This is a genomic window from Cupriavidus nantongensis, from assembly GCF_041726985.1.
GTDB lineage: Bacteria > Pseudomonadota > Gammaproteobacteria > Burkholderiales > Burkholderiaceae > Cupriavidus > Cupriavidus nantongensis_A.
Window position 1 is genome coordinate 1,775,171 of sequence record NZ_CP168302.1, and the last position, 20,213, is coordinate 1,795,383.

A 20,213-nucleotide genomic window follows, 5' to 3' on the forward strand; every position below is an offset into this window, starting at 1 on the left:
GAACGGCGCCGCGACCAGGGTCGCGGCGTCTTCCCTTATGCCACCTTGCGCACCGGCAGGCTGCGCATGCGCTTGCCGGTGGCGGCGAAGATCGCGTTGCACAGCGCGGGCGCGACCGGCGGCACCGGCGGCTCGCCCACGCCGCCCGGCGGCAGGTCATGGTTGTCGTTGACCAGGTGGGTGCGGATCACGCGCGGCGAGGCATGGTGGCGCAGCACTTCGTAGTCGTGGAAGTTGCTCTGCATCACGCGGCCCTTGTCGAAGGTGATCTCGCTGGCGAGCGCCAGGCTCAGGCCCATGATGGCGCCGCCTTCCATCTGTGCGCGGATGCGGTCGGGGTGGATCTGCGGGCCGCAGTCCATCGCCATGTCCACTGACACAACACGCACCTCGCCCTTCGCATCGACGGCCACCTCGACCACGGTGGCGGTATAGCTCATGAAGCTGTAGCAGAACGCCAGGCCCAGACCGTGGCCCTTGGGCAGCTTGCGGCCCCAGCCCGCGCCGCGGGTGGCGGCCTCGATCACTCCGCGCAGGCGGCCCGTGTCATACGGATAGCGTTCGGGCGATTCGGTGTAATTCCAGGTGTCGGCCAGCGTGCCGGGGTCGATCTTGCGCGGGGGTCCGATCAGGTCTAGCGCAAACTGCCGGTGGTCCTTGCCGGCGCGGTGCGCCAGCTCGGCGATAAAGCACTGCGCCGCGAACGCATGCGGAATATTGGCCACCGAGCGGAACCAGCCGATGCGCGCATGCGCGGGCACTTCGGCGGTTTCCACGCGCACGTTGTCGATGCGGTAGGGCATGTTGATCGCCGACATGGCCGACTCGAACAACTGCTGGCCTTTGGCGCCCCCGGTGAAGAGCGAGGCGATAGTGGGCGCGGCGCTGCGGTGCAGCCAGGACTTTACCTGCCCCTGCCTGTCGATGACGGCCTCCAGCCGCTCGGCCGAGACGGTGTGCAGGTAGTCGTGGTGGATGTCGTCGTCACGCGTCCACACCAGCTTGACCGGCGTGCCCTCGGGCATCGCCTGCGCGACGATGGCGGCCTCGTCGACAAAATCCGGCTTGGACTTGCGGCCAAAGCCGCCGCCCAGCAGCAGCACGTTGACCCTGACGTTGCCGGGCTTGAGCTCGAGCCGCTTGGCTACGGCAGTCTGCGCGGCAACCGGATTCTGGATCGAGGTCCAGACCTCGGCGCTGCCGCCGCGGATGCGCACCGTGGCCACCGGCGGCTCCATCGACGCATGGGCCAGGTGCGGCACGTAGTAGTCGGCGGCAATGCGCTCGGCGGGCGGCGCTTGCTCCCAGGCCTGCTGCGCATTGCCCTGGTTGCGCATCGCCTTGCCCGGCGCGCGCGAAGCCGCCTCGAGCGTGCGGCGATACGCGTCGGACTCATAGCTGCCGTTCGGGCCGTCGTCCCATTCGATCTCCAGCGCAGCACGGCCCTGCATCGCAGCCCAGGTGTTGCGGGCGACCACCGCCACGCCGCCCAGCGGCTGGAACGCCGGCGCGCCCTGGAAGGCGGGAATCTCCACCACCTTCAATACGCCCGGCACCGCCAGCGCCTTGCGGCTGTCGACGCGGCGCAGCTTGCCGCCCACCACGGGCGGGCGCGCCACCACGGCATACACCATGCCGGGCAGGCGCAGGTCCATGCCATAGACGGCGCGGCCCGAGCCGATGGCTTCCTGGTCGACTGGCCGCACCGCGTTCTTGCCGATATAGCGGAACCTGGTGCGGGGCTTGAGCCGGAGTGCATCGCCCTTCGGCACCGGTTGGCGCGCCGCGTCGGTCGCCAGCTCGCCAAAGCCCAGGCGGCGCCCGGTAGGCTGGTGCAGCACTTCGTGATTGACAGCCCGGACCTCGGACACCGGCACCGACCAGCGGGCGGCGGCAGCAGCTTCCAGCATCTGACGGGCGGCCGCGCCGACGCGCCGCATCGGCATCAGGAAATGCCGCACGCTGCGCGAGCCGTCGACGTTCTGGTTGCCGTAGCGGGTCTCGTCGGCCTCGGCCTGGACCACCTTGACGCGCTCCCAGCGGGCCTCCATCTCGTCGGCCACCACCATCGGCAGGCTGGTGCGCACGCCGGTGCCCATCTCGGCGCGATGGGCCACGATGGTGACGGTACCGTCGGCGGCGATCGAGACGAACGCCAGTGGGTCGTCGACGGTGCCGCCGGGCATGGAGTCGGCACCGAACTTCTTTGGCGTGGCGTCCGCAGCATGGGCCACACTCACCAGGCCGCCGCTGGTCACGGCCAGCGTCATCAGGCCCAGGCTGCCGCGCAGGAATCCGCGCCGGGAGAGTCGAGCGATGTTGTCCATTTACTTGCCTCCCTGCGCCAGGCGGCTGGCCGCCTGCCGGATCGCGGCACGAATGCGCGGATAGGTGCCGCAGCGGCAGATGTTGCCGCTCATGGCCTCGTCGATCTGCCGGTCGGTCGGTGCCGGAGTGGTCTTGAGCAAGCTGACAGCGGTCATGATCTGCCCGGCCTGGCAGTAGCCGCACTGGGCCACGTTATGCTGGATCCACGCCTGCTGCACCGCCTGGCCCACGCGGTCGCCTTCCATGCCTTCGATGGTGGCGACGGAGCGGCCCGCGACGGCAGAGACCGGCGTCACGCAGGCGCGGATCGCGGTGCCATCGACGTGCACGGTGCAGGCGCCGCACAGCGCCATGCCGCAGCCGAACTTGGTGCCGGTCATGCCGAGCTCATCGCGCAATGCCCACAGCAGCGGCATCTCGTCGGGAACGTCGACGTCCCTGGGCTGGCCATTGACCTGGAATCTTGTCATGGGGGAACTCCTTGTGAAGACAATGGCACGGTGCCATGCCAAGGCGCGCGGACGCACGCGCTGGTGTCATAAGGCCATCATTGTCGTCAAGATTGCCGTGCCGGATTGATTAGTACAGCTTATAAGCTCTTTAAGCCTGCGTGATTCTCAAGGCGACAGCAGAAATCCTCACCCCGTCTACAGCAACGTCATGAGCAGCTTGGCCAGCGTGGACTTCAGCGGCAGCTGCGTGGATGCCAGCATCAGCATCGGCAGCGCCGCGGGCAGGGCGGTGGCCAGCAGCACGCGCTTGTCGACCAGCGAGCTGCGCATGCCGGCCACGGCGTTGTAGATGGCATGCGTGTCCGCGACCGGCCCCAGCTCTGGCGCATCCAGCAGCGGATCGTCGGCCTGCCCCGGTTCGCCGTGGATCCAGCGTCGGTCCACCTTGCGGTTATGGTCGGCCAGCAGCGCGCCATAGTCGAGCAGGGCCCATTTGCGCGTGCTGGCCAGCAGTGGCACGAAGCCGAACATGGGCAGCAGCGTGAGCAGCGTCAGCACCACCACCAGCGTGCCCATCTGCGGGTAAAGCGACGGAATGGCGACGCCGTGGTACATCACTTCGTGCGCCCACGCCGCGGCCATCACCGCGGACACCGCAAACGAGAACGGCGCGAAGATGAACTGGACCCGGTTCAGGAACGACAGCCCGCCGACCCGGTCGGGATGGCTGGGCACCAGCCGCAGCGGCAGCCGGGCAATGCGCATCAGCACGATGGTGGTCAGCAGCAGCCGCCACAGCCAGGCCAGCAGCAGCACGTTGAAGACCGGCCGCGACACCAGCAGGAACCACCACGTCGCAAAGCCCGCGGCACCATCAAGATCGCCCCAGCCGATCTCGTCGCGGCTGGGCGCCACCGAGACCGCGATGGTCCAGCCCAGCACCAGCCCGCCGATGATGACCCACGGATAGGTGCGGTCGCGCAGGCGGGCGGCGCCTTCGACGATCTCGCGGAAGCGCGGCGCCAGCCCCTCGTCGACCAGGCCGCTGCGCGCAAACTGCTGCAGGCATAGCGGGATCACGCTGTGCGCGATGGCTTCGGCGCAGATCAGCAGCGGAATGCCGATGAGGCAACGGACATGAATGGCGTAGTGCCCGAACAGCGATTCGCCATCCTGCCCGGTCACGCGGCCATGGATCACGGCCCAAACCACCAGCGGCAGCCACGCGAGCATGCTGTAGAACAGCGCGCGCCTGGCCACGCCAAGGCCCTCGGCGGGGATCAGCCCGATGCGCCGTTGCAGCCGGTACAGCACGTCGTCCCGCACCAGCGAGAAGGTATCAGCGAGGATCTCGCGACCGGAGTCAGGACGCTCTGCATTGCGGTATGCCGTGTTCATGTCCGCTCCTTGGTGAAGACCCGCGGGGCCGGGCAGGCCGGCATGGCGTGCACCGATGCGTGATCGCCGCGCCGTGCGGACGACTCAACCGTCGCTGCGCTGTTGCGCGGGGGGCGTGGCGGGGGGCGCATGCCATTGTTCGGTCGGCACCATCACCGGCTCCTTCGGCTGCAGCACGAAATGCGGCGACATGATCTGGACGTTGTGGCGGTTGAACTCATCCTGGATCGCGGCATGCAGCGTGGACAGGGCGAAGAAGCGGCGGCGCGGGTCTTCGATGGCGAAGAACAGTTCGTATTCGACGTAGAAGTCCGACAGCCCGCGCTGCAGCACGAAGGGTGCCGTGGCCGTATCCAGCCCGGGCACCTGGCGGGCGGCATTGAGCAGCATCGCATGGACCTGGCGCCAGGGTGTGTCATAGCCGATCGTCACCGCTGATGACAGCAGCGCGGCGCTGCCCTGGTTGATGTCCCCGGAGCGCGAATAGTTGTGCACGGCGCTGCCGACCACCACCGCGTTCGGCAGCGTGACCTGCTCCTGCCGCAGGTTGACCAGCCTGACCGACAGCGGACCCAGGCTCTCAACCCATCCCACCGTATCGCCGATGCTGACCATGTCGCCCACGCGCAGCGCGCGCGCATAGACCAGCACCATGCCGCTCATCAGCTGGTTGACGACATTGGCCGAGCCCAGCGTCAGCATGAAGCCGAGCAGCACCGACACGCCCTTGAACACATCGCTCTGCGAGCCGGGAATGTAGGGATAGGCAAAGGTGAAGCCCAGCGCCCACACCAGCACCGTGGCCAGGCGGCGCGTCGCCGGCACCGTCTCCGGATGCAGGCCGGGCACCGTGAGGTTGCCGCGCTCGGTGGCGGTGAACACGCTCGAGACCACGGCCTGCACGCCACGCGTGATGAACAGGATGATGGCGACCACCAGCAGGCCCGGGATGGCGCGGACCACGGCGTCGCCGATGCCTTCCAGCAGCCGCCACAGGTAGGCACCCATGCGCGCGCCGAGCGGGTGCGTCAGCGGAAACTGCAGCAGCGAGAATTCCAGCCAGACAAAGGCGACCAGCGCGAACAGCGCCACCGCCAGGATGCGCACGATACGGTCGGTCAGCTGGTAGAGCGCGGCGGTCCAGTCGAAGCCGTTGGCGGTGCGTGCCTTCAGGTGCCGCTGCAGCGAGGCGTCCACCACGCGCCCCAGCAAGCGCCGGGTCCGGGTCAGCCCCCACACCAGCAACACCGCGACCGCCAGCGCGCCGCCCGTGCGCAGGGCGCCGCGAATCAGCGTGGGCCAGTGCTGTTGCTGTCGGCGCGCGGCAACGGCCTGGCCGACATTGTCGACGGTCTGGCGGACCAGCGTCTCGAGCGAGGCGGCCTTGTCCTCGGGATCGAGGTCGCCTTCGACCACGGCCAGCAGCAGCCGGTCGCCGACATAGATGGCTTCGCCATGCTGGCCGGCAAGCTCGCCAGGGCTGGTGCGCACGGGCTGGCGCAGGTCGGCCGGGGTCAGCGCTTCGAAGCGGTCGCGCGCGCGCCGGACGCGCGCTTCGGGCGTGACGCCGGCCAGCGTTGCACGCAGCACCACGATCGGGCGGTTCATCAGGCGGACTTCGACCGGCGCGGCCCTGGCTTCGGCGACGGGGTCCGGCGCGGCCTGGACTGTGGCGATGCCAGGCCACAGCAGGATGGCCAGCACGGAAAGCCGCCGCATCAGCAAGAACACCATGGTCATCCGTCGCTCGCGTGATTTGGGAAACGGCGGTGCCACCGCCGCGCGCGTTCCCCATCCATGCGGGCCGGGGACAGAGTTGGGTGCATGGTTACAGCTTGCGATTTGCAGCGGAAGTGAAACTTTTTGGGCGGCGAGCTTAGAAAAATCGGCGTGTTGCACTGCGACGCGTGCATCACCTGTCTGGCGGTCGAGCTGTCCGTGCACGGCGCGAGCGCTTCTATGCGCAGCCATTCTGCACGGGCGCTGTTGCGTTCAACCAGGTACCCGCCCGCGCGTTTCCCTGCCGATGCGGCGGACCGCCTGAGGTGGCTGACCAGTCGTACGCAGGAATGCGCGGCGCATCCTGTCCCGGTCGACAAATCCTACTTCTCGCGCGATCACGTCTAGCGAGAGCCGTCCCTTCTCCAGCATCAGCCGGGCGGCCTCCACGCGTAGAAGTTCGATGGCCTTGGCCGGCGACTGCCCGGTCTCGGCGCTGAACGCCCGACTGAACTGGCGCGGGCTCAGCCCCGCGATGCCGGCGAGTTCATCGACGGTCAATGCGTTGCGCAAGTTGGCGCTGGCGTAATCGATGGCCTTCTGGATCCGGTCGGATTTCGGATCGAGATCGAGCAAGGTGGAGAACTGCGATTGCCCGCCCGCGCGCCGGTGGTAGATCACCAGCTTGCGCGCGACCGCGCGCGAGACTTCGGCGCCGTGGTCCTTTTCAATCATGGCCAGCGCCATGTCGATGGTCGCCGTCATCCCGGCCGAAGTCCAGATCGGGCCGTCCACGATGAAAATCTGGTCTTCCTCGACGGTGACCTCGGGAAAGTGCCGCTGCAGGTCGTGCGCGAAGCGCCAATGGGTCGTTGCCCGCCGGCCATCCAGCACGCCCGCGTGCGCCAGGACAAAGGCGCCAGTGCAAGGGGCGGCAACCCGTCTCGACGTCTCGATTGCCCGTCTGACAAACGCTGTCAGCGTGCCGGAAACCAGGTCGATTTCGACGCCGGAGCCGAACATCACCGTATCGAAGGTGCGGTCGCCGAAGGGCTCCGATTCGACGCGTATGCCTGCCGAGGACGTCACCAGTCCGCCCTTCTCGGACAGGACGGTCACCACATAGGCCTGTTCTTCCAGTACGCCGTTGGCCAGCTCGAATGCGGTGATCGCCGCCAGGCCCATCACATAAAAGTTTGGAGATACGACAAAGCCGATCGTGTGCATGGAAGTCCCCTGGCAGATGCGCCGCAAAGTCATGTCCTGAATTGACCGTATATATGACATTTGAGACGCGGTCAACGTTGGCTATGATCGACTGGCAGTCTTCTCCACCGGCCGCCCGTGGCGGAAACCGCACAACAATCTCACGGCGCGTGCGCCGCCTCAGACCCTGACCTTCACCGCATTTCGCAGCGGGTTTTCGTATGGACCGTCGACTCTTGATCCTCGCGCTGGGCATGTTCGCATTGGGCACCGACAACTTCGTCATCGCCGGCATTCTTCCGAGCGTGGCGGCGTCGCTGCATACCTCGGTCAGCGCGGCTGGCCTGATGGTGACGTTCTACGCGCTGACCTACGCGCTGGCCGCTCCCGTGATGGCAGCCGTCGCAGGCGGCTTGCCGCGCAAGCTGCTGTTGGTGGCGGCGCTTGGCGTCTTCGTGGTCGGCAATGCCGTTAGCGCCCTCGCCACGGACATGCAATGGGTGCTGATGAGCCGCGCCCTGGCGGGATTCGGCGCAGCACTGTTCGCGCCGACCGCGTTGGGCGTGGCCTCGGTACTTGCCGATCCGAACAAGCGGGGGCGCGCGCTGGCGACCGTGACCGCCGGCCTGACGGGTGCCACCGCGTTAGGTTCGCCGATCGGCACGCTGATCGGCGGCTTGGGCGGCTGGCGGACGACGCTATGGTTCGTCACCGCGCTGGGAGCCGCGGCGATGATTGGGGTCTGGGCGCTGCTGCCATCCATCGCACCGCCGGCATCGATCCGGCTGCGTGAGCGGCTTGCCCCGTTACGCGACGGGCGCATCGCGCTGACGTTGATGACCTCGCTGTTCGCGTTCGGCGGCTTCCTGATGGTCTATACGTATGCGGGCGTGGTCCTGGAACCGGTGACGCGCGGCGATGGCCGCATGCTCGCGGGTCTGTTGCTGCTGTGGGGCGTCGCCGCCACCGTGGGCAATCTTCTGGCCGGCCGCCTGGTGGACCGGTTCGACAGTCGCCATATCGTCAGCGCGATGCTGTGGATGGCCATTGTCAATTTCTGCGCGCTGCCATGGACCTCGGCGCATCCGCTCAGTGCCGTCATCGCGCTGGTGGTCTGGGGGCTGTGCGGATGGGGGCTCATCGTGCCGCAACAGCACTGGCTGGTGGAACTGTCGCCGCAGGTGGCGCCGCTGCTGCTCGCGCTGAACAATACCGCCACGTATCTCGGCCTTGCGTGCTCGGGCGTGCTTGGCGGGCTCGTGCTCCGGACTACCGACGCGCAGTACCTTGGCTTGGTCGCGGCCTTGCTCATTGCACTGGCATTCGGCTTTACCGTGGCGGCGCATCGCCGTACGCAACGACCCGCTGCTGGCCAGGCGTCAATGGCCGCGCTGGCAGCGGACGGTCGCGGGGCCTGTGGCGCATGACAGTGCCGTCGTGCAAATCAGAATGAAATGCCATCTAATTGCCTGCATGATCGGGCTACATCGCTCACGGCGTTTTCTGTAAAAACACCCAGCCGTCGCCTAGTATGGATGCGCATGGCACTCGGGGGACTGCATTGCGATGCGACCCCGACATGGGTTGGCAGCCGTGCGACGACAGTTCATACGGCAGCAGGGGGAATCCTTGGACGAGTCGGCTCCGGACCGGTTTCAGATCCTTGCGCTCTCGGGCGGCGGCTTTCGCGGGCTGTACACCGCCAGGCTGCTTGCCGATTTCGAGGAGGAAATCGGGGCCCCGATCGCGACCCGGTTCGACCTGATCGCCGGGACTTCGATCGGCGGGGTCATTGCGCTTGCCCTGGCGCTGGAGCTGCCGGCAAGCCGCATCGTCGACCTGCTGACGCGGCACGGCGAGCAGATCTTCCAGCGGCGCTGGTCGCTTGCCGGCATCTGGCGCGCGCCGTTCGGATCGCGCCGGCTGCTGGAACTGCTCTGCGCCGAGCATCTGTTCGGCGAACGCCTGCTCGGCGCCTGCGCGCACCGGGTCGTCATACCCGCGATCAATTACTCCACCGGGCGGCCGCAGATATTCAAGACGCCGCACCATGTCAATTTCAAGCGCGACTACAAGTTCCGCATCGCGGATATAGCGATGGCCACCAGTGCCGCGCCGGCCTACTTCGCGCGCTACACGTTCAACCACAACCAGTTCGTCGACGGCGGTCTTTATGCCAATGCGCCCGGCCTGCTGGCCGTGCATGAAGCGCAGTATTCCCTGCTGCGCTCGCCCGCCGAGGTGCACGTCATGGCGATCGGAACGATGTCGTCGAAGTTCACCGTGAACCCGCGCCGCAATCGCGAGGGCGGCACTTATGACTGGGGCGGTATCAATCCCGCGAACATGCCCCGGCGCTTGTTCGGACTGTCGATATCGGTCCAGGAAGCGTTGAGCGATTTCATGCTGTCGCACCTGCTGCCGGGGCGCTATGTGCTGATTGACGATGACCTGACCGACCAGCGCGCACGCGCTGTCGGCATGGACAGAGCCGACCATGCGGCCAGGGAGGTGCTGCTGGGCGCGGCCTCGGAGCGGTCCAAGATCTGCATCGGCAGCCGGGAAGTCCAGCCGTTCCTGAGGCATCTCGCCCCCGCTCCGACATTCTTTTACGGCGAGAACGAGAACGCAGGCGCGTTCGCGCGCCGCGGCTTCGGCGCCACGGCGCAGGTGCACAGGATCTCGCCGGCGCGATAGGCCCGGATAGCCGCGTCTTACGCGAACGCGTGGAAGGGACGCCGGAAGCCAGCCGGCATGGCCTCCGGCTCGGGCCGGGCCGGCGCGGCGAGCGGCAGGTCCAGCAGCGCGCGCACGTCCCGTTCGATCGTTGCCAGCGACGCCGAGCGGCACAGGGTGCGCGCAAAGCGGGCGTCCAGGCCGGGCGGCAGGCGCAGCCACATATTGTCCGAGATCAGCAGCAGGCGCCGCGGCCGCAGCGCCAGGCTGGCCAGCCGCAGCTGGTTCCAGCCTTCGGCCAGGTCCGGCGGCATGCCGAACACCAGCAGCGCCGGCGCCGGCAAGCGCAGGTTGCGCGCCGCCAGGGCCTCGGTCTCCACGGGTTCTACCCGGCCGATGCCTGGCATCTCGCCAAGCAGGCGCGTAATGCCGTGCCGGTACATCGGCATGTCGTCGATGACCACGGCATGGGCCTCGCCGCCGCATTCCAGCACCTGCGCCGGGGCCGGCGCTCCACGGTTAGTCCAGCTCATTCCTTGCTCCGCTTTGTATCCGGCATTGGCTTGGTGGCCAACGCATTTCACCGCAATCAGCAAAGGCGATGCCAACTCCGGCAGGGCCCGGGCCTGCGCGCCCGGTCAGCGCCACGACCCAGGCGGGTCGCGGGTTTGCGGCAGGTCGGCCCATGTGGACCGGCCCGCGTGCATGGCTGGTGTCAGGGCGGCAGGCGTTACGTGTAACGTAACGTGTTACGTGGCCCGACCCTTGCCGAGCCGCGGGACCGGTCAGCAGCGGTGCCACGTGACGCTTGCGTCCGGCAGCGATACGGCCAGCGCCGCCCGGAACCCGGCACCGGCATCCAGGTCCAGGCAGGTCCAGCCGGACATGGGTATGCCATCACGCGAAGCCTGCCAATGGCCCGCGCCGCGCCGCCAGTCGTCTTCCGTCGTGTACGCGGTGGGATCGGCCGACAGGCCGGTGCCGAGCGCTTTCAGCAGCGCTTCCTTGCGCGTCCAGATGCTTAGCAGCGCCTCGGCCGAAAGCCGAGCGCGCGCGAGGACCTGCGCTTCCTGCGCGGAAAATATGCCGCGTCCAAATCCGGGGACGTCCGCTACCTTCACGCCACCGGCACGCCGCTCCACGTCCACGCCGAGGCGGCAATCCCGGGCGAAGGCCAGCAGCGCCAGGCCGTCGGTGTGGGACACGCTGAAAGCGAGCCGCGCCTGCGGCCATTGCAGCACCGGCTTGCCGTAGGCCGACACAATGAAGCGCAGCGCCTCGGGCCGGCAGTGCAGATAGCCGCCGACCAGCCAGCGCAGCAGCCCGCGCCGGGCGATATAGCCATTGCGGTGCCTGGCGTGCCGGTAGGCCAGGGCACGTGCGCGCTCATCCGCCGCAAGCGTATGGGCCAGCCGCGTGCATGCCGGATCGACCTGCGCGTCATCCAGCCTCCATACCTGTACCGCGCCGTCCGGCAATGCGAGGCGCTCCGGTTGCGGCAGCAGGAACGGCGCGAGCGGCGCGGGAGCTGCCGCGCCCTGCGCGGCAAGGCCGTCATGCTGCATGCTGTGCCATGTCCGCGGCGTCACGCGCCTGCCAGCCCTTCGTCGAGGATCGCCGCCACCGCCAGCAGGTTGGGTTCGACGACCAGCTCGAAGTGGCTGCAGGGCACCTCGGCGATGGTCAGGCCGCCCAGCGCGACGCGCCGCCACAACGACAGCGGATCCCCGCGCTGCTGCTGCCTGACTGCGGCGCGCAGATAGAGCACCGGGCCGCCGTGGTACGGCCGCGGTCGATACGTGGTCATGGCACGCACCATGGTCTCGCGCACCTGCCGCAGTGCCGGCGGCAGCGATTCGCTCAACGCGTCGGGCTTGCAGGTGATGCCGCCGCGGCGCATGCCGACCCCTTCCGCGGCCCGGCGCAGCGCGTACTTCAGGTAGCGCACGCGCTGTGCCGCCGGCACCGCGCGCAGCTTGCGCAACTGCCAGCCGGGATAGTTCCAGCAGTAGCGCATCCAGGTGCGCCATGGCAGGAAATGCTCGCAGACATAGGTGTCGAGCAGGCACAGCAGTTCGACCTGCTCGCCGGCGCGGGTCAGTTGTTGCGCCATCTCGAACACCACCAGCCCGCCGAACGAGTAGCCGGCCAGCGCATAGGGACCGCGCGGCTGCAGGCTGCGGATCTGCTCGATATAGCTGGCCGCCATGTCTTCGACGCGCCGCTGCGTCGGCTGTTCGCCGTCAAGGCCGCGTGCCTGCAGCCCGTAGACCGGGCGCGAAGTGCGCAGCGCGTTGACCATGCCCCAGCACTCCATCACCGAGCCGCTCGCGCCGTGCACCAGGAACAGCGGCGAGCCGGTGCCGCTGCGCACGGGCACCAGGTTGGGCGAGGGCCGCGGGGATGCGGCTTCGTCGATCGCCGCAGCCAGGCCGGCGATGGTGGGCGCGAACAGCAGCGTCGCCAGCGGAATCGTGCGGCCGGTCGACTGGTGCACGTCCGCCAGCAGCCGCGCGGCCAGCAGCGAATGTCCGCCGAGGTCGAAGAAATTGTCGTCGCGGCCGATCGGGGCGAAATCGAACAAGCGCTCCCACAGCGCCTGCAAATGACGCTCGAGTTGCTCGCGCGACGTGCCGGGGGCGGGCAGTTCGCGCGCCGCGAGGTTCAGGGCCGGATGATGGCGGATGGCGTCGAGGCAGTCCGGATTGCGCAACGCCGCGGCGTTGCCCACCGGCAGGCCGTTGACCGCGTTGCGCGCCGCCGCTTCGGAGAACTTGCCGTTGTGCGTGACCGGCAGCGCCGGCACGGCCAGGATGCGGTCGGGCACATGGGTTGGCGAGGCGCGGCGCGCCAGGTCGCGGCGCACGCGCGCGGCCAGCGCGCCGGTCAGCGCAACGCCGTCCTGCAACACCAGCAGCAGCACCATGCGTTGGTCGTACCGCTCCGCATGTGTGCGGTCCGGCGGTGCCGTGCGCGCGCGCTGCTCGACCACCATCGCCTCGCGGATCTCGGAGATATCGCGCAGCACCCGATAGATCTCGCCCGGCCCGACATTGATGCCGCGCACATTGAGCACGCCGTCGGAACGGCCATGCAGGCGCGCCGTGCCTTCGGGCGGAAATTCGATCCGGTCGCCGTGGGTCCAGACCCCCGCGTTGGCCGAAAAATAGGCCTTGTGGAAGCCCTGGCCGTCGACGTCGCCATAGAAGCCCAGCGGCCGCGACGGGAACGGGTTGGCGCACACCAGCTCGCCGATGCCGCTGGTGGGCGCGCCGTGTTCCCACGCCTGCACATCGAGCGCCAGGCTCTTGCACTGCGCTTCGCCCGCATAGACCGGCAGGTTCGGATTGCCCAGCACGAAGCAGCCCAGGATGTCGGTGCCGCCGGAAATAGACTGCAGCGGCAGCGGCTTGACGTGATCGCGCACCCATTCGAACTGCGCATCGAACAGCACCGAACCGGTCGACATCACTGCGCGCAGCGCGCCCAGGTCGAACTGCTGGCCGGGCACCAGGCCGGCGTCCTCGCACATCTTCAGGTAGGCGGGACTGGTGCCGAACACCGTGACGCGCTCGTCCGCGACCAGGCGCCACAACGCGTCGACCGTGGCGATCGGGCCGTCATAGGTGACGATCTCGGTCCCGGACGCCAGCGCCGACAGCTGCCAGTTCCACATCATCCACGCGCAGGTGGTGTGGAAGTACATGCGGTCGCCGGTGCGAAGGTCGGAGTGCAGCCGGTGCTCCTTCAGGTGCTCCAGCAGGCTGCCGCCGGCGCCGTGCACGATGCATTTGGGCTTGCCGGTGGTGCCCGACGAAAACATGATGAAGAGCGGATGGTTGAACGGGAAGCGCTGGAACACGAAGCGTTCCGCGTCGCCGCGGTGGATCAGGTCGGCCAGCGCATGGACCGGCTGTCTGACCGTGGCCGGCAAGGTGCCGTCGTCGAGCTGGACGATGCCCTGTAGCGAAGGGAGCGCGGCAGCCACGCCGGCGACGTTGTCCGCCAGCGGGATGCCGGTGTCGAAGGCGCGCTGCGCGGTGTGCGCGAGCAGCAGTCGCGGCGCCAGCGGCGCGAAGCGATCGAGCAGGGTCTCGACGCTCATCTCGGCCGCGGCGGTGGACAGCGTGGCGCCGAGCGCGGTCACCGCCAGCGCGGCGATGATGGCCTCGGCGTCGTTGCGCATCACGCCCACCACACGGTCCCCTTCGCGCAAGCCGAGCTGTGACAACGCATGTGCCGCGCGCGCGACACGCTCGCGCAGTTCGCCCCGGGTCAGGCGTTCACGCCGGCCATCGGCGTGGCAGGCGGTCAGCGCCGGTGCATCGGGCCCAGCGATTTCCAGCCCAAGCAGGTTGTCCGCATAGTTCAGCAGCAGGTTCGGGAAGAAGCGGGCATGCTCGCAATCGTCGCCGACGCAGACCGGCTCGGGGTCGCCCGACCACGCCAGCCCTTGCGACCACTGCAGGAAGCAGCGCCAGAAGGTCCGGTATTCCCGTACCGAGAAATCGTGCAACGCGCCGTAGCGGTGGAACGACTGACCGGTGTACGCCTGCAGCGCCGCGGTAAACGCGGTCATCTGCGACGCCACGGCGCGCTCCGGCGAGCTGACGTAAATGGGAGTGCGACCCTGGTTGACGCTCGGGCAGAACGAGGCGTCCAACAAATAAAATCGATCCATCCGATGCTCCTGAGAGACCGGCGCACGCCATTCGAAGTGATGGCGTGTTCATGGCATCGAGATTAATGGCTGGCAGATTCTGGTCTGTGCGTCATCGCACGCATGTTCGGTGGACCGTCGTCGATACGGGTGCGCTGCGGCGTGATGAAACCGGCGCAGGCCATGTCCGCACGCCGCGCCACTATGCGGTCGGCTGCCTAGCGTGCCCCGGCCTCATACCAACGCTGCGACCGGTTGACGATGGCGACCACCAGCAGCATCACCGGCACCTCGATCAGCACCCCCACCACGGTGGCAAGCGCCGCGCCGGACTGGAAGCCGAACAGGCTGATGGCGGTGGCCACGGCCAGCTCGAAGAAGTTGCTGGCGCCGATCAGGCTGGATGGACCGGCGACGCAATGCGCAACGCCGAGCTTGCGATTCAGCAGGTAAGCCAGCCCCGAGTTGAAAAACACCTGGATCAGGATCGGCACCGCCAGCAGCGCGATCACCAGCGGCTGCTCGAGGATGGCCTTGCCCTGGAACGCAAACAGCAGCACCAGCGTCAGCAGCAGCGCGGTGATCGAGTACGGCCCCAGGCGCCGGACCACGCGCTGGAAATGCCCAGCGCCGCGGCGCAGCAACAGCTTGCGCAGCGCCTGCGAGAAGATCACCGGCACGACGATGTACAGTGCCACTGACGTGAGCAGCGTATCCCACGGCACCGTGATCGCGGACAGGCCCAGCAGCAGCGCCACCACCGGCGCGAAGGCGACCACCATGATGGCGTCGTTCAGCGCCACCTGCGACAGCGTGAAGTACGGGTCGCCCTTGCACAGCTGGCTCCAGACGAACACCATCGCCGTGCATGGAGCGGCGGCGAGCAGGATCAGGCCGGCCACATAGCTGTCGATCTGGTCGGCCGGCAATAGCGGCGCGAACAGATGACGCACGAAGACCCAGCCGAGCAGCGCCATCGAGAACGGCTTGACCGCCCAGTTAATGAACAACGTTACGCCGATGCCGCGCCAGTGCGATTTCACCTGCGCCAGCGCGCCGAAATCGATCTTGACGAGCATCGGGATGATCATCACCCAGATCAGCAGTCCCACCGGCAGGTTGACCTGCGCATATTCCATCCGCCCGATGGCCTGGAATACGCCGGGCAGTATCTGCCCCAGCGCGATGCCGGCGACGATGCACAGCGCCACCCAGATCGTCAGGTAGCGCTCGAAAAAGCCGATGGCAGGCGGGGCGGCCGGGGTCGATGTGACGACGTGCTGGCTGGTCATGGATCAGCTCCGCGCCAGGCGCTGCAGCGCCCTCTCGAGTTCGGCGTTGCTCATGTCGTCGAGCGGGAGCAGCAGCAGTTGCTGCATGCGGTAGGCGATGGCCTGTCGGGTCAGCTCGAAGGCCTGGCGCTTGTTGTCGTCACTGCCTTCCGTGCGGGACGGATCGGGATAGCCCCAATGCACTTTCACCGGGCTGCCTGGCCAGTACGGGCAGGCTTCTTCCGCCGCGCTGTCGCACACCGTGATCACGATGCGCATGGGCGGGGCGTTTTCGCCCGCGAATTCGTCCCAACTCTTGCTGCGCAAGTCGCTTACATCGACGCCTGCGTTGCCGAGAACTTCGATGGCGAACGGGTTGACCCGGCCGCTGGGCGCGCTGCCCGCGCTATAGGCGCGGACATCGCGGCCGGCGCGCCGCGCCAGGTGGTTCAGCATCCCTTCGCCCAGCACGCTGCGCGCCGAGTTGTGGGTACAAAGGATCAGTACGTTGTTGGTCACGGGAGCGGGTCAACAAATTTCAGGACGACGAGGCTACCGAGCAGGGCGACACCGGCGAGCAAGGATTGCCACCGCAGCAGTTCTGCGTCAGGTAGGCCAGCAGGCCATTCATGGTGTCGAAATGCGCCATGTAGATGATCGAGCGGCCGTCCTGGCGGCTGGTCAGCAAGCCGGCGCGGTGCAGCTCCTTCAGGTGGAACGACAGCGAGGATGCCGGGATCTCGATCAGTTCGGCGATCCGGCCGGCGGGCAGGCCGCCCGGGCCTGCCTGTACCAGCAGCCTGAACACGGCCAGGCGGATCGAGTGGGCGAGCGCTGCCAGCGCGGTAAGGGCGTCATCGGTTTCCATGTTTCGAATATATTCGAAACATGGAAACCGGGCAAGCAGCTTTTGTTGCTGTGGTAAGGTTGGTGAAGGGTTCAACGACATCCATGGACGAGATGCAGGCGCCACCCGTGCGGTGTCAGGAGAGTCATGCAGCGTGAGTAAAGGGAAGGAAGAGCGGCGGCGTGCACGGCGGACCGACCAGGTCTCGCTCAGCCGTGCCTTGCGCCTGAGCGTGCCGGCGGAAGCCAGGCCCGCGCCGGTCAACCGCAGGGACTGGCTGCGGCAGCGCAAGGAAGAATTGCAGGCGGCCCGTGCCGCCGCCAGGCAGAGGCGCAACCTGCTGAGGGCCGAGATCATGTCGGCCGCGCAGGATATCGCGCGCGAGGAACGCAGCGCCGCGCGGCTGGAAGCGGAACGGCTGAAGGCGGAAGCCCGGTCCGAACGGACTTACGCGCGCGAAGACGAACGCGCCGCCGCCAAATTCGAGCGTGGCCAGCCGAAGCGCCCGGCTGCCAAGACCAAAACGCTGGCCAGGGAGAAAAGCAAGCTGGTCTCCTACGCCGAGCTGTTGCGGCTGCGCAAGTAACCGTCCCGGCTAGCGGATCTTGTCGAAGCCGCTGGCGGCCCAGCGCTCGGCGCTGTCGCGCGTCAGCCGGAAGTCGGGCCGCACCTTGATGCTGGCCAGCACTTCGCCGAAGCCATCCTCGGCGGTCAGCGTGCCGAAGGGCTCGAACTCATCCGGCGTGATCGCCAGCTTCACGGTCACGCTGCCTGCTTCGGCTTCGATGCTGACCTGCTTGTTCAGCTGCGCGTGCAGCTGCTGCTCGTGGCGCCGGATCACTTCCGACGCGGTCTTGACCAGGGTCTGGTGCGCGGTGGCATCGAGCGGCTTGGGGTCGACCTTGTTGCGCCCCATGGTCCAGGGGCCGACCAGCGCCGGCTCGGCGCTGCCGTCGCGGATCATCTCCACCGCCCAGCCTTCGCCATCCTCGTTCTTGATCACGCGGGCGGTCCAGCCCTTGTCGCGCCACAGGCGCGGTTCGTGGATGGCTGAGGCTTCGTGCTCGGGCAGCGCGTCTTCAGTGTGTGGCATCAATCTCGTGGTACGGGTCGGGGAACCCGCGAGAATACTATAGGGGCCGGCAGCAGGCCCCGGCCCACCCTCACGACCGCGTAAACAACGCCTTCCTGATGATGGCGTGAACGCCCCAGTTGCCGTTGACCACCTGCGTGATGCCGAAATCCACCGCCACCGAGATCAGCGTCACCGCCTCGTCCTCGCTCAGCCCCTTGACCGTCACAGGGGGGGGGGGGGGGGGGGGGCCAGAGATCAGCCCGCTCGTCCTCGCCCCCCTTGACCGTCATCAGGAAGCGCCGCGTCTTGCGGAAGGCATCGCGCATGGCATCGTCCAGCGTGGACTTCAGGTAGATGTGGCTCTGCGCCATCTGGCCCAGCTCGGTCAGATGATTGGGCGAGCTGAAGCCATGCAGGATCCATTCGTTGGCAGTTTCCACCAGCGGGTAGCTCAGATCCGCGAATGGCGCGTTGCGTTCGATCATGGTGCTCTTGTGCAGGATCAGCTGGAAGTCACCGGTCAGCGAGCATTCGATCGCGGTGCCGCACAGCTCGGAATCGCCCTGCGACGCATGCGGGTCGCCGATCGACAGCAGCGCGCCCGGCACCGCCACCTTCAGGTAGACGCTGGCACCGCGCGTGACGCGCCAATTGTCGAGGTTGCCGGCGAAGCTGGAGGGCGGGATCGAGTCGATCAGCCCGTCCTGCGCCGGCGCCACCGCGATCACGCCGAAGTGCGGGCGGATCGGGATCTCGATATCGCGCAGCACGTCGTGGTTCTTGACGATGGTGTCGTGGTCGACCGGAACGCCGGGATAGTCGATGGTGGGATGCAGCACGCCGAACGGATCGCGCTGCGGCGTCCAGCGGAAGCTGTAGACCGCGCGGGCGCAGCCGTCGGCGCGTTCGCAGTCGATCTCGAACACTGTCACCACTTCGCGCTCGCGCGGCTCGGTCAGCATGTCGCGGTAGTGAAAGCCCCACCACGTCGCGGCGTTGCTGCCGAAGGCGCGGCCGGCAAAGCGCGGGTTGGCGCACGGGCGCAGGCGCACGTCGAGGATGCGCACCTCCAGCACGTCGCCGGGCATGGCGCCGCGCACGGCGACCGGGCCGGTGCAGATATGCACGCCGAAACCCTCGCCGGCACCGCGCCCGTAGACCGAGGCGTCGATCGGGCCGGCGCCGCGGCGGTCGACGTTCTTCTGCTCGGCGGTCCAGTGGAACACGCTTTCGGCGCCGGGGTCGCCGTCGATCATGCGCTCGCGGTCGTCCGAGGCGTGCTGGGTCAGCGTCTCGATGGTGATGGTGTCGCCCGACATCACTTCCAGCACGGGCGGCAGCTCGTGGCTCAGGTAGCCCCAGTGCACGGTCTTGTCGGTGGCCTGCAGCCAGTGGTGGCGGCCTTCGGGACGGGCCGCGTGCGAGCGGGCCTGGGTGATGGGTACCACGGACGGCGCGGGCTGCACGCGTGCGCGCCAACCGTCGTGGGACGGGGCGCGCTGTTGCGCGGGACCGCGTTTGGCATCGGCCGGCAGCCCGCGCGACACGTTCAGCGGCGGGCGCTGCGCGGGCGTGCCCGCGGCCTGCTCGCGGTACGCGCGCGGCGAGATCCCGAACTGCTCGCGAAACGCATGGCTGAAGTGCGAAGCATCGTTGAAGCCCCAGCGATAGCAGATGTCGGAGACCGACAGCTTGTCGTACTGCGCATTGGCCAGGTCGGCGCGGCATCGCTCCAGCCGGCTGGTACGCAGGTAGGCGGAAAAGCTGCTGCCGGATTTCTCGAACAGCTTCTGCAGGTAGCGGGCCGACATGTGTTCGTCCGCGGCGATGGCGGCGAGGCTCAGCTCGGGCTCGGCCAGGCGTGCGTCGATGCGGCTGCAGACCCGGGCGAACACCGCCGCTCGCGACGGCGTCATGTCCGCCGGCGCGCTCGGCTGGTTGTCCGCCAGGGCCGCGCCCAGGCAGGCGACGATGGTGCTGTCGAAGGGCTGCACCGCACGGTCGTCGGCGCACACCAGGGTGTCGATGCTGGCCGCCATCGATTGCAGCAGGCGCGCGAACAGTTCCGCCGCATCCCCGCCCAGCACCAGCGCGGAGCGCGGCAACGGCGCGGTGATGCGCGCGTGCAGCAAGGCCTGGCCGATATGCACGATCAACAGGCGGAAACCGGTGGTCAGCGCCACCTTGCGCGCCGCGTGCTCGGGCACACAGACCACCTGGCCGGGACGCAGCGGCTCGCGCAGGTCCGGGCTGGCGAGGTGTGCTTCGCCCTCGGTCAGCATCAGCAGCATCAGGCCGCGGCCGTCGCCGGCGGTGATCGCCAGCGTCTGCGGCACCGACGCAGGTCAGTTCGATGCCGGCAGGGGTGGTGCGCGACTGGATCGTGCCGTGCAGGGTGTGGTCGGCGCACAGGCTTTCGCACTGCAGGCGCGCGGCCCTGAGCTCGTCGCGCCATGCGGCGCCGCGCCGGTTGCGCGGATACGCTTCGGTGGAAAAACGCTGCAGATGCAATGGTGCCTCCCTGGGGTCTGGCTGCCACAGCGCAGGCGCGGCGGACATGGCGGTCCGCCGCGCTGCGCAA

General features: G+C 68.1%; 15 protein-coding genes and 1 pseudogene. 3 read left to right on the forward strand and 13 right to left on the reverse strand.

Annotated elements, in window-relative coordinates:
- Positions 1-35: 35 nt before the first annotated feature.
- The 5 genes from ACEI37_RS07730 to ACEI37_RS07750 all read right to left on the reverse strand — a co-directional run bounded on the left by ACEI37_RS07730 (position 36) and on the right by ACEI37_RS07750 (position 7,124).
- Positions 36-2,327, reverse strand: a complete 2,292-nt coding sequence (locus ACEI37_RS07730) for a molybdopterin cofactor-binding domain-containing protein (protein ID WP_373376161.1) — start codon at positions 2,325-2,327, stop codon at positions 36-38.
- Positions 2,328-2,798 (reverse strand): (2Fe-2S)-binding protein, encoded by a 471-nt coding sequence (locus ACEI37_RS07735; RefSeq protein WP_373376162.1) that lies wholly within the window; start codon positions 2,796-2,798, stop codon positions 2,328-2,330.
- 177 nt (positions 2,799-2,975) lie between these two features.
- The gene (locus ACEI37_RS07740; protein ID WP_373376163.1) at positions 2,976-4,178 is read right to left on the reverse strand and encodes a hypothetical protein; all 1,203 of its coding nucleotides are present in this window, start codon (positions 4,176-4,178) and stop codon (positions 2,976-2,978) included.
- 84 nt (positions 4,179-4,262) lie between these two features.
- Entirely contained in the window at positions 4,263-5,918 is a 1,656-nt protein-coding gene (locus ACEI37_RS07745; RefSeq protein WP_373376164.1) for a mechanosensitive ion channel family protein, read from the reverse strand.
- A 252-nt stretch (positions 5,919-6,170) separates the two neighbouring features.
- Entirely contained in the window at positions 6,171-7,124 is a 954-nt protein-coding gene (locus ACEI37_RS07750) for a GlxA family transcriptional regulator (protein WP_373376165.1), read from the reverse strand.
- Between the two features lie 200 nt (positions 7,125-7,324).
- Here ACEI37_RS07750 and ACEI37_RS07755 point away from each other — a divergent pair, with 200 nt between their 5' ends.
- Both ACEI37_RS07755 and ACEI37_RS07760 read left to right on the forward strand, forming a co-directional pair.
- Positions 7,325-8,530 carry an MFS transporter gene (locus ACEI37_RS07755; protein WP_373376166.1) on the forward strand — a complete coding sequence of 402 codons (1,206 nt, stop codon included), beginning with the start codon at positions 7,325-7,327 and terminating at the stop codon, positions 8,528-8,530.
- A 202-nt stretch (positions 8,531-8,732) separates the two neighbouring features.
- Positions 8,733-9,800, forward strand: coding sequence for a CBASS cGAMP-activated phospholipase (locus ACEI37_RS07760; RefSeq protein WP_373376167.1), 1,068 nt, complete (start codon positions 8,733-8,735; stop codon positions 9,798-9,800).
- 17 nt (positions 9,801-9,817) lie between these two features.
- Here the strand turns inward: ACEI37_RS07760 and ACEI37_RS07765 are convergent, their stop codons facing one another.
- From ACEI37_RS07765 to ACEI37_RS07790, 6 genes are all read right to left on the reverse strand, one after another.
- Positions 9,818-10,312: a DNA-binding response regulator gene (locus ACEI37_RS07765; RefSeq protein WP_373376168.1), complete on the reverse strand. Its 495-nt coding sequence runs from the start codon at positions 10,310-10,312 to the stop codon at positions 9,818-9,820.
- Between the two features lie 252 nt (positions 10,313-10,564).
- The gene (locus tag ACEI37_RS07770) at positions 10,565-11,344 is read right to left on the reverse strand and encodes a 4'-phosphopantetheinyl transferase superfamily protein (protein ID WP_373376169.1); all 780 of its coding nucleotides are present in this window, start codon (positions 11,342-11,344) and stop codon (positions 10,565-10,567) included.
- A 20-nt stretch (positions 11,345-11,364) separates the two neighbouring features.
- Entirely contained in the window at positions 11,365-14,460 is a 3,096-nt protein-coding gene (locus tag ACEI37_RS07775; RefSeq protein WP_373376170.1) for an acetoacetate--CoA ligase, read from the reverse strand.
- 197 nt (positions 14,461-14,657) lie between these two features.
- Positions 14,658-15,731, reverse strand: coding sequence for an ACR3 family arsenite efflux transporter (gene arsB / locus ACEI37_RS07780; protein ID WP_373376171.1), 1,074 nt, complete (start codon positions 15,729-15,731; stop codon positions 14,658-14,660).
- Positions 15,732-15,734: 3 nt separating this feature from the next.
- Positions 15,735-16,229 carry an arsenate reductase ArsC gene (locus tag ACEI37_RS07785; protein ID WP_373376172.1) on the reverse strand — a complete coding sequence of 165 codons (495 nt, stop codon included), beginning with the start codon at positions 16,227-16,229 and terminating at the stop codon, positions 15,735-15,737.
- A 19-nt stretch (positions 16,230-16,248) separates the two neighbouring features.
- Positions 16,249-16,578 carry an ArsR/SmtB family transcription factor gene (locus ACEI37_RS07790; protein ID WP_373376173.1) on the reverse strand — a complete coding sequence of 110 codons (330 nt, stop codon included), beginning with the start codon at positions 16,576-16,578 and terminating at the stop codon, positions 16,249-16,251.
- A 133-nt stretch (positions 16,579-16,711) separates the two neighbouring features.
- On the opposite strand from ACEI37_RS07790, the gene ACEI37_RS07795 reads away from it, so the two are divergent.
- Positions 16,712-17,143, forward strand: coding sequence for a hypothetical protein (locus ACEI37_RS07795; protein ID WP_373376174.1), 432 nt, complete (start codon positions 16,712-16,714; stop codon positions 17,141-17,143).
- A 9-nt stretch (positions 17,144-17,152) separates the two neighbouring features.
- On the opposite strand, the gene ACEI37_RS07800 is transcribed toward ACEI37_RS07795, so the two are convergent.
- Both ACEI37_RS07800 and ACEI37_RS07805 read right to left on the reverse strand, forming a co-directional pair.
- A complete protein-coding gene (locus ACEI37_RS07800; protein WP_373376175.1) occupies positions 17,153-17,650 on the reverse strand; it encodes a hypothetical protein in 498 nt (165 codons plus the stop codon).
- Positions 17,651-17,720: 70 nt separating this feature from the next.
- A pseudogene (locus tag ACEI37_RS07805) lies at positions 17,721-20,191 on the reverse strand (acetamidase/formamidase family protein).
- Between the last annotated feature and the right edge of the window lie 22 nt (positions 20,192-20,213).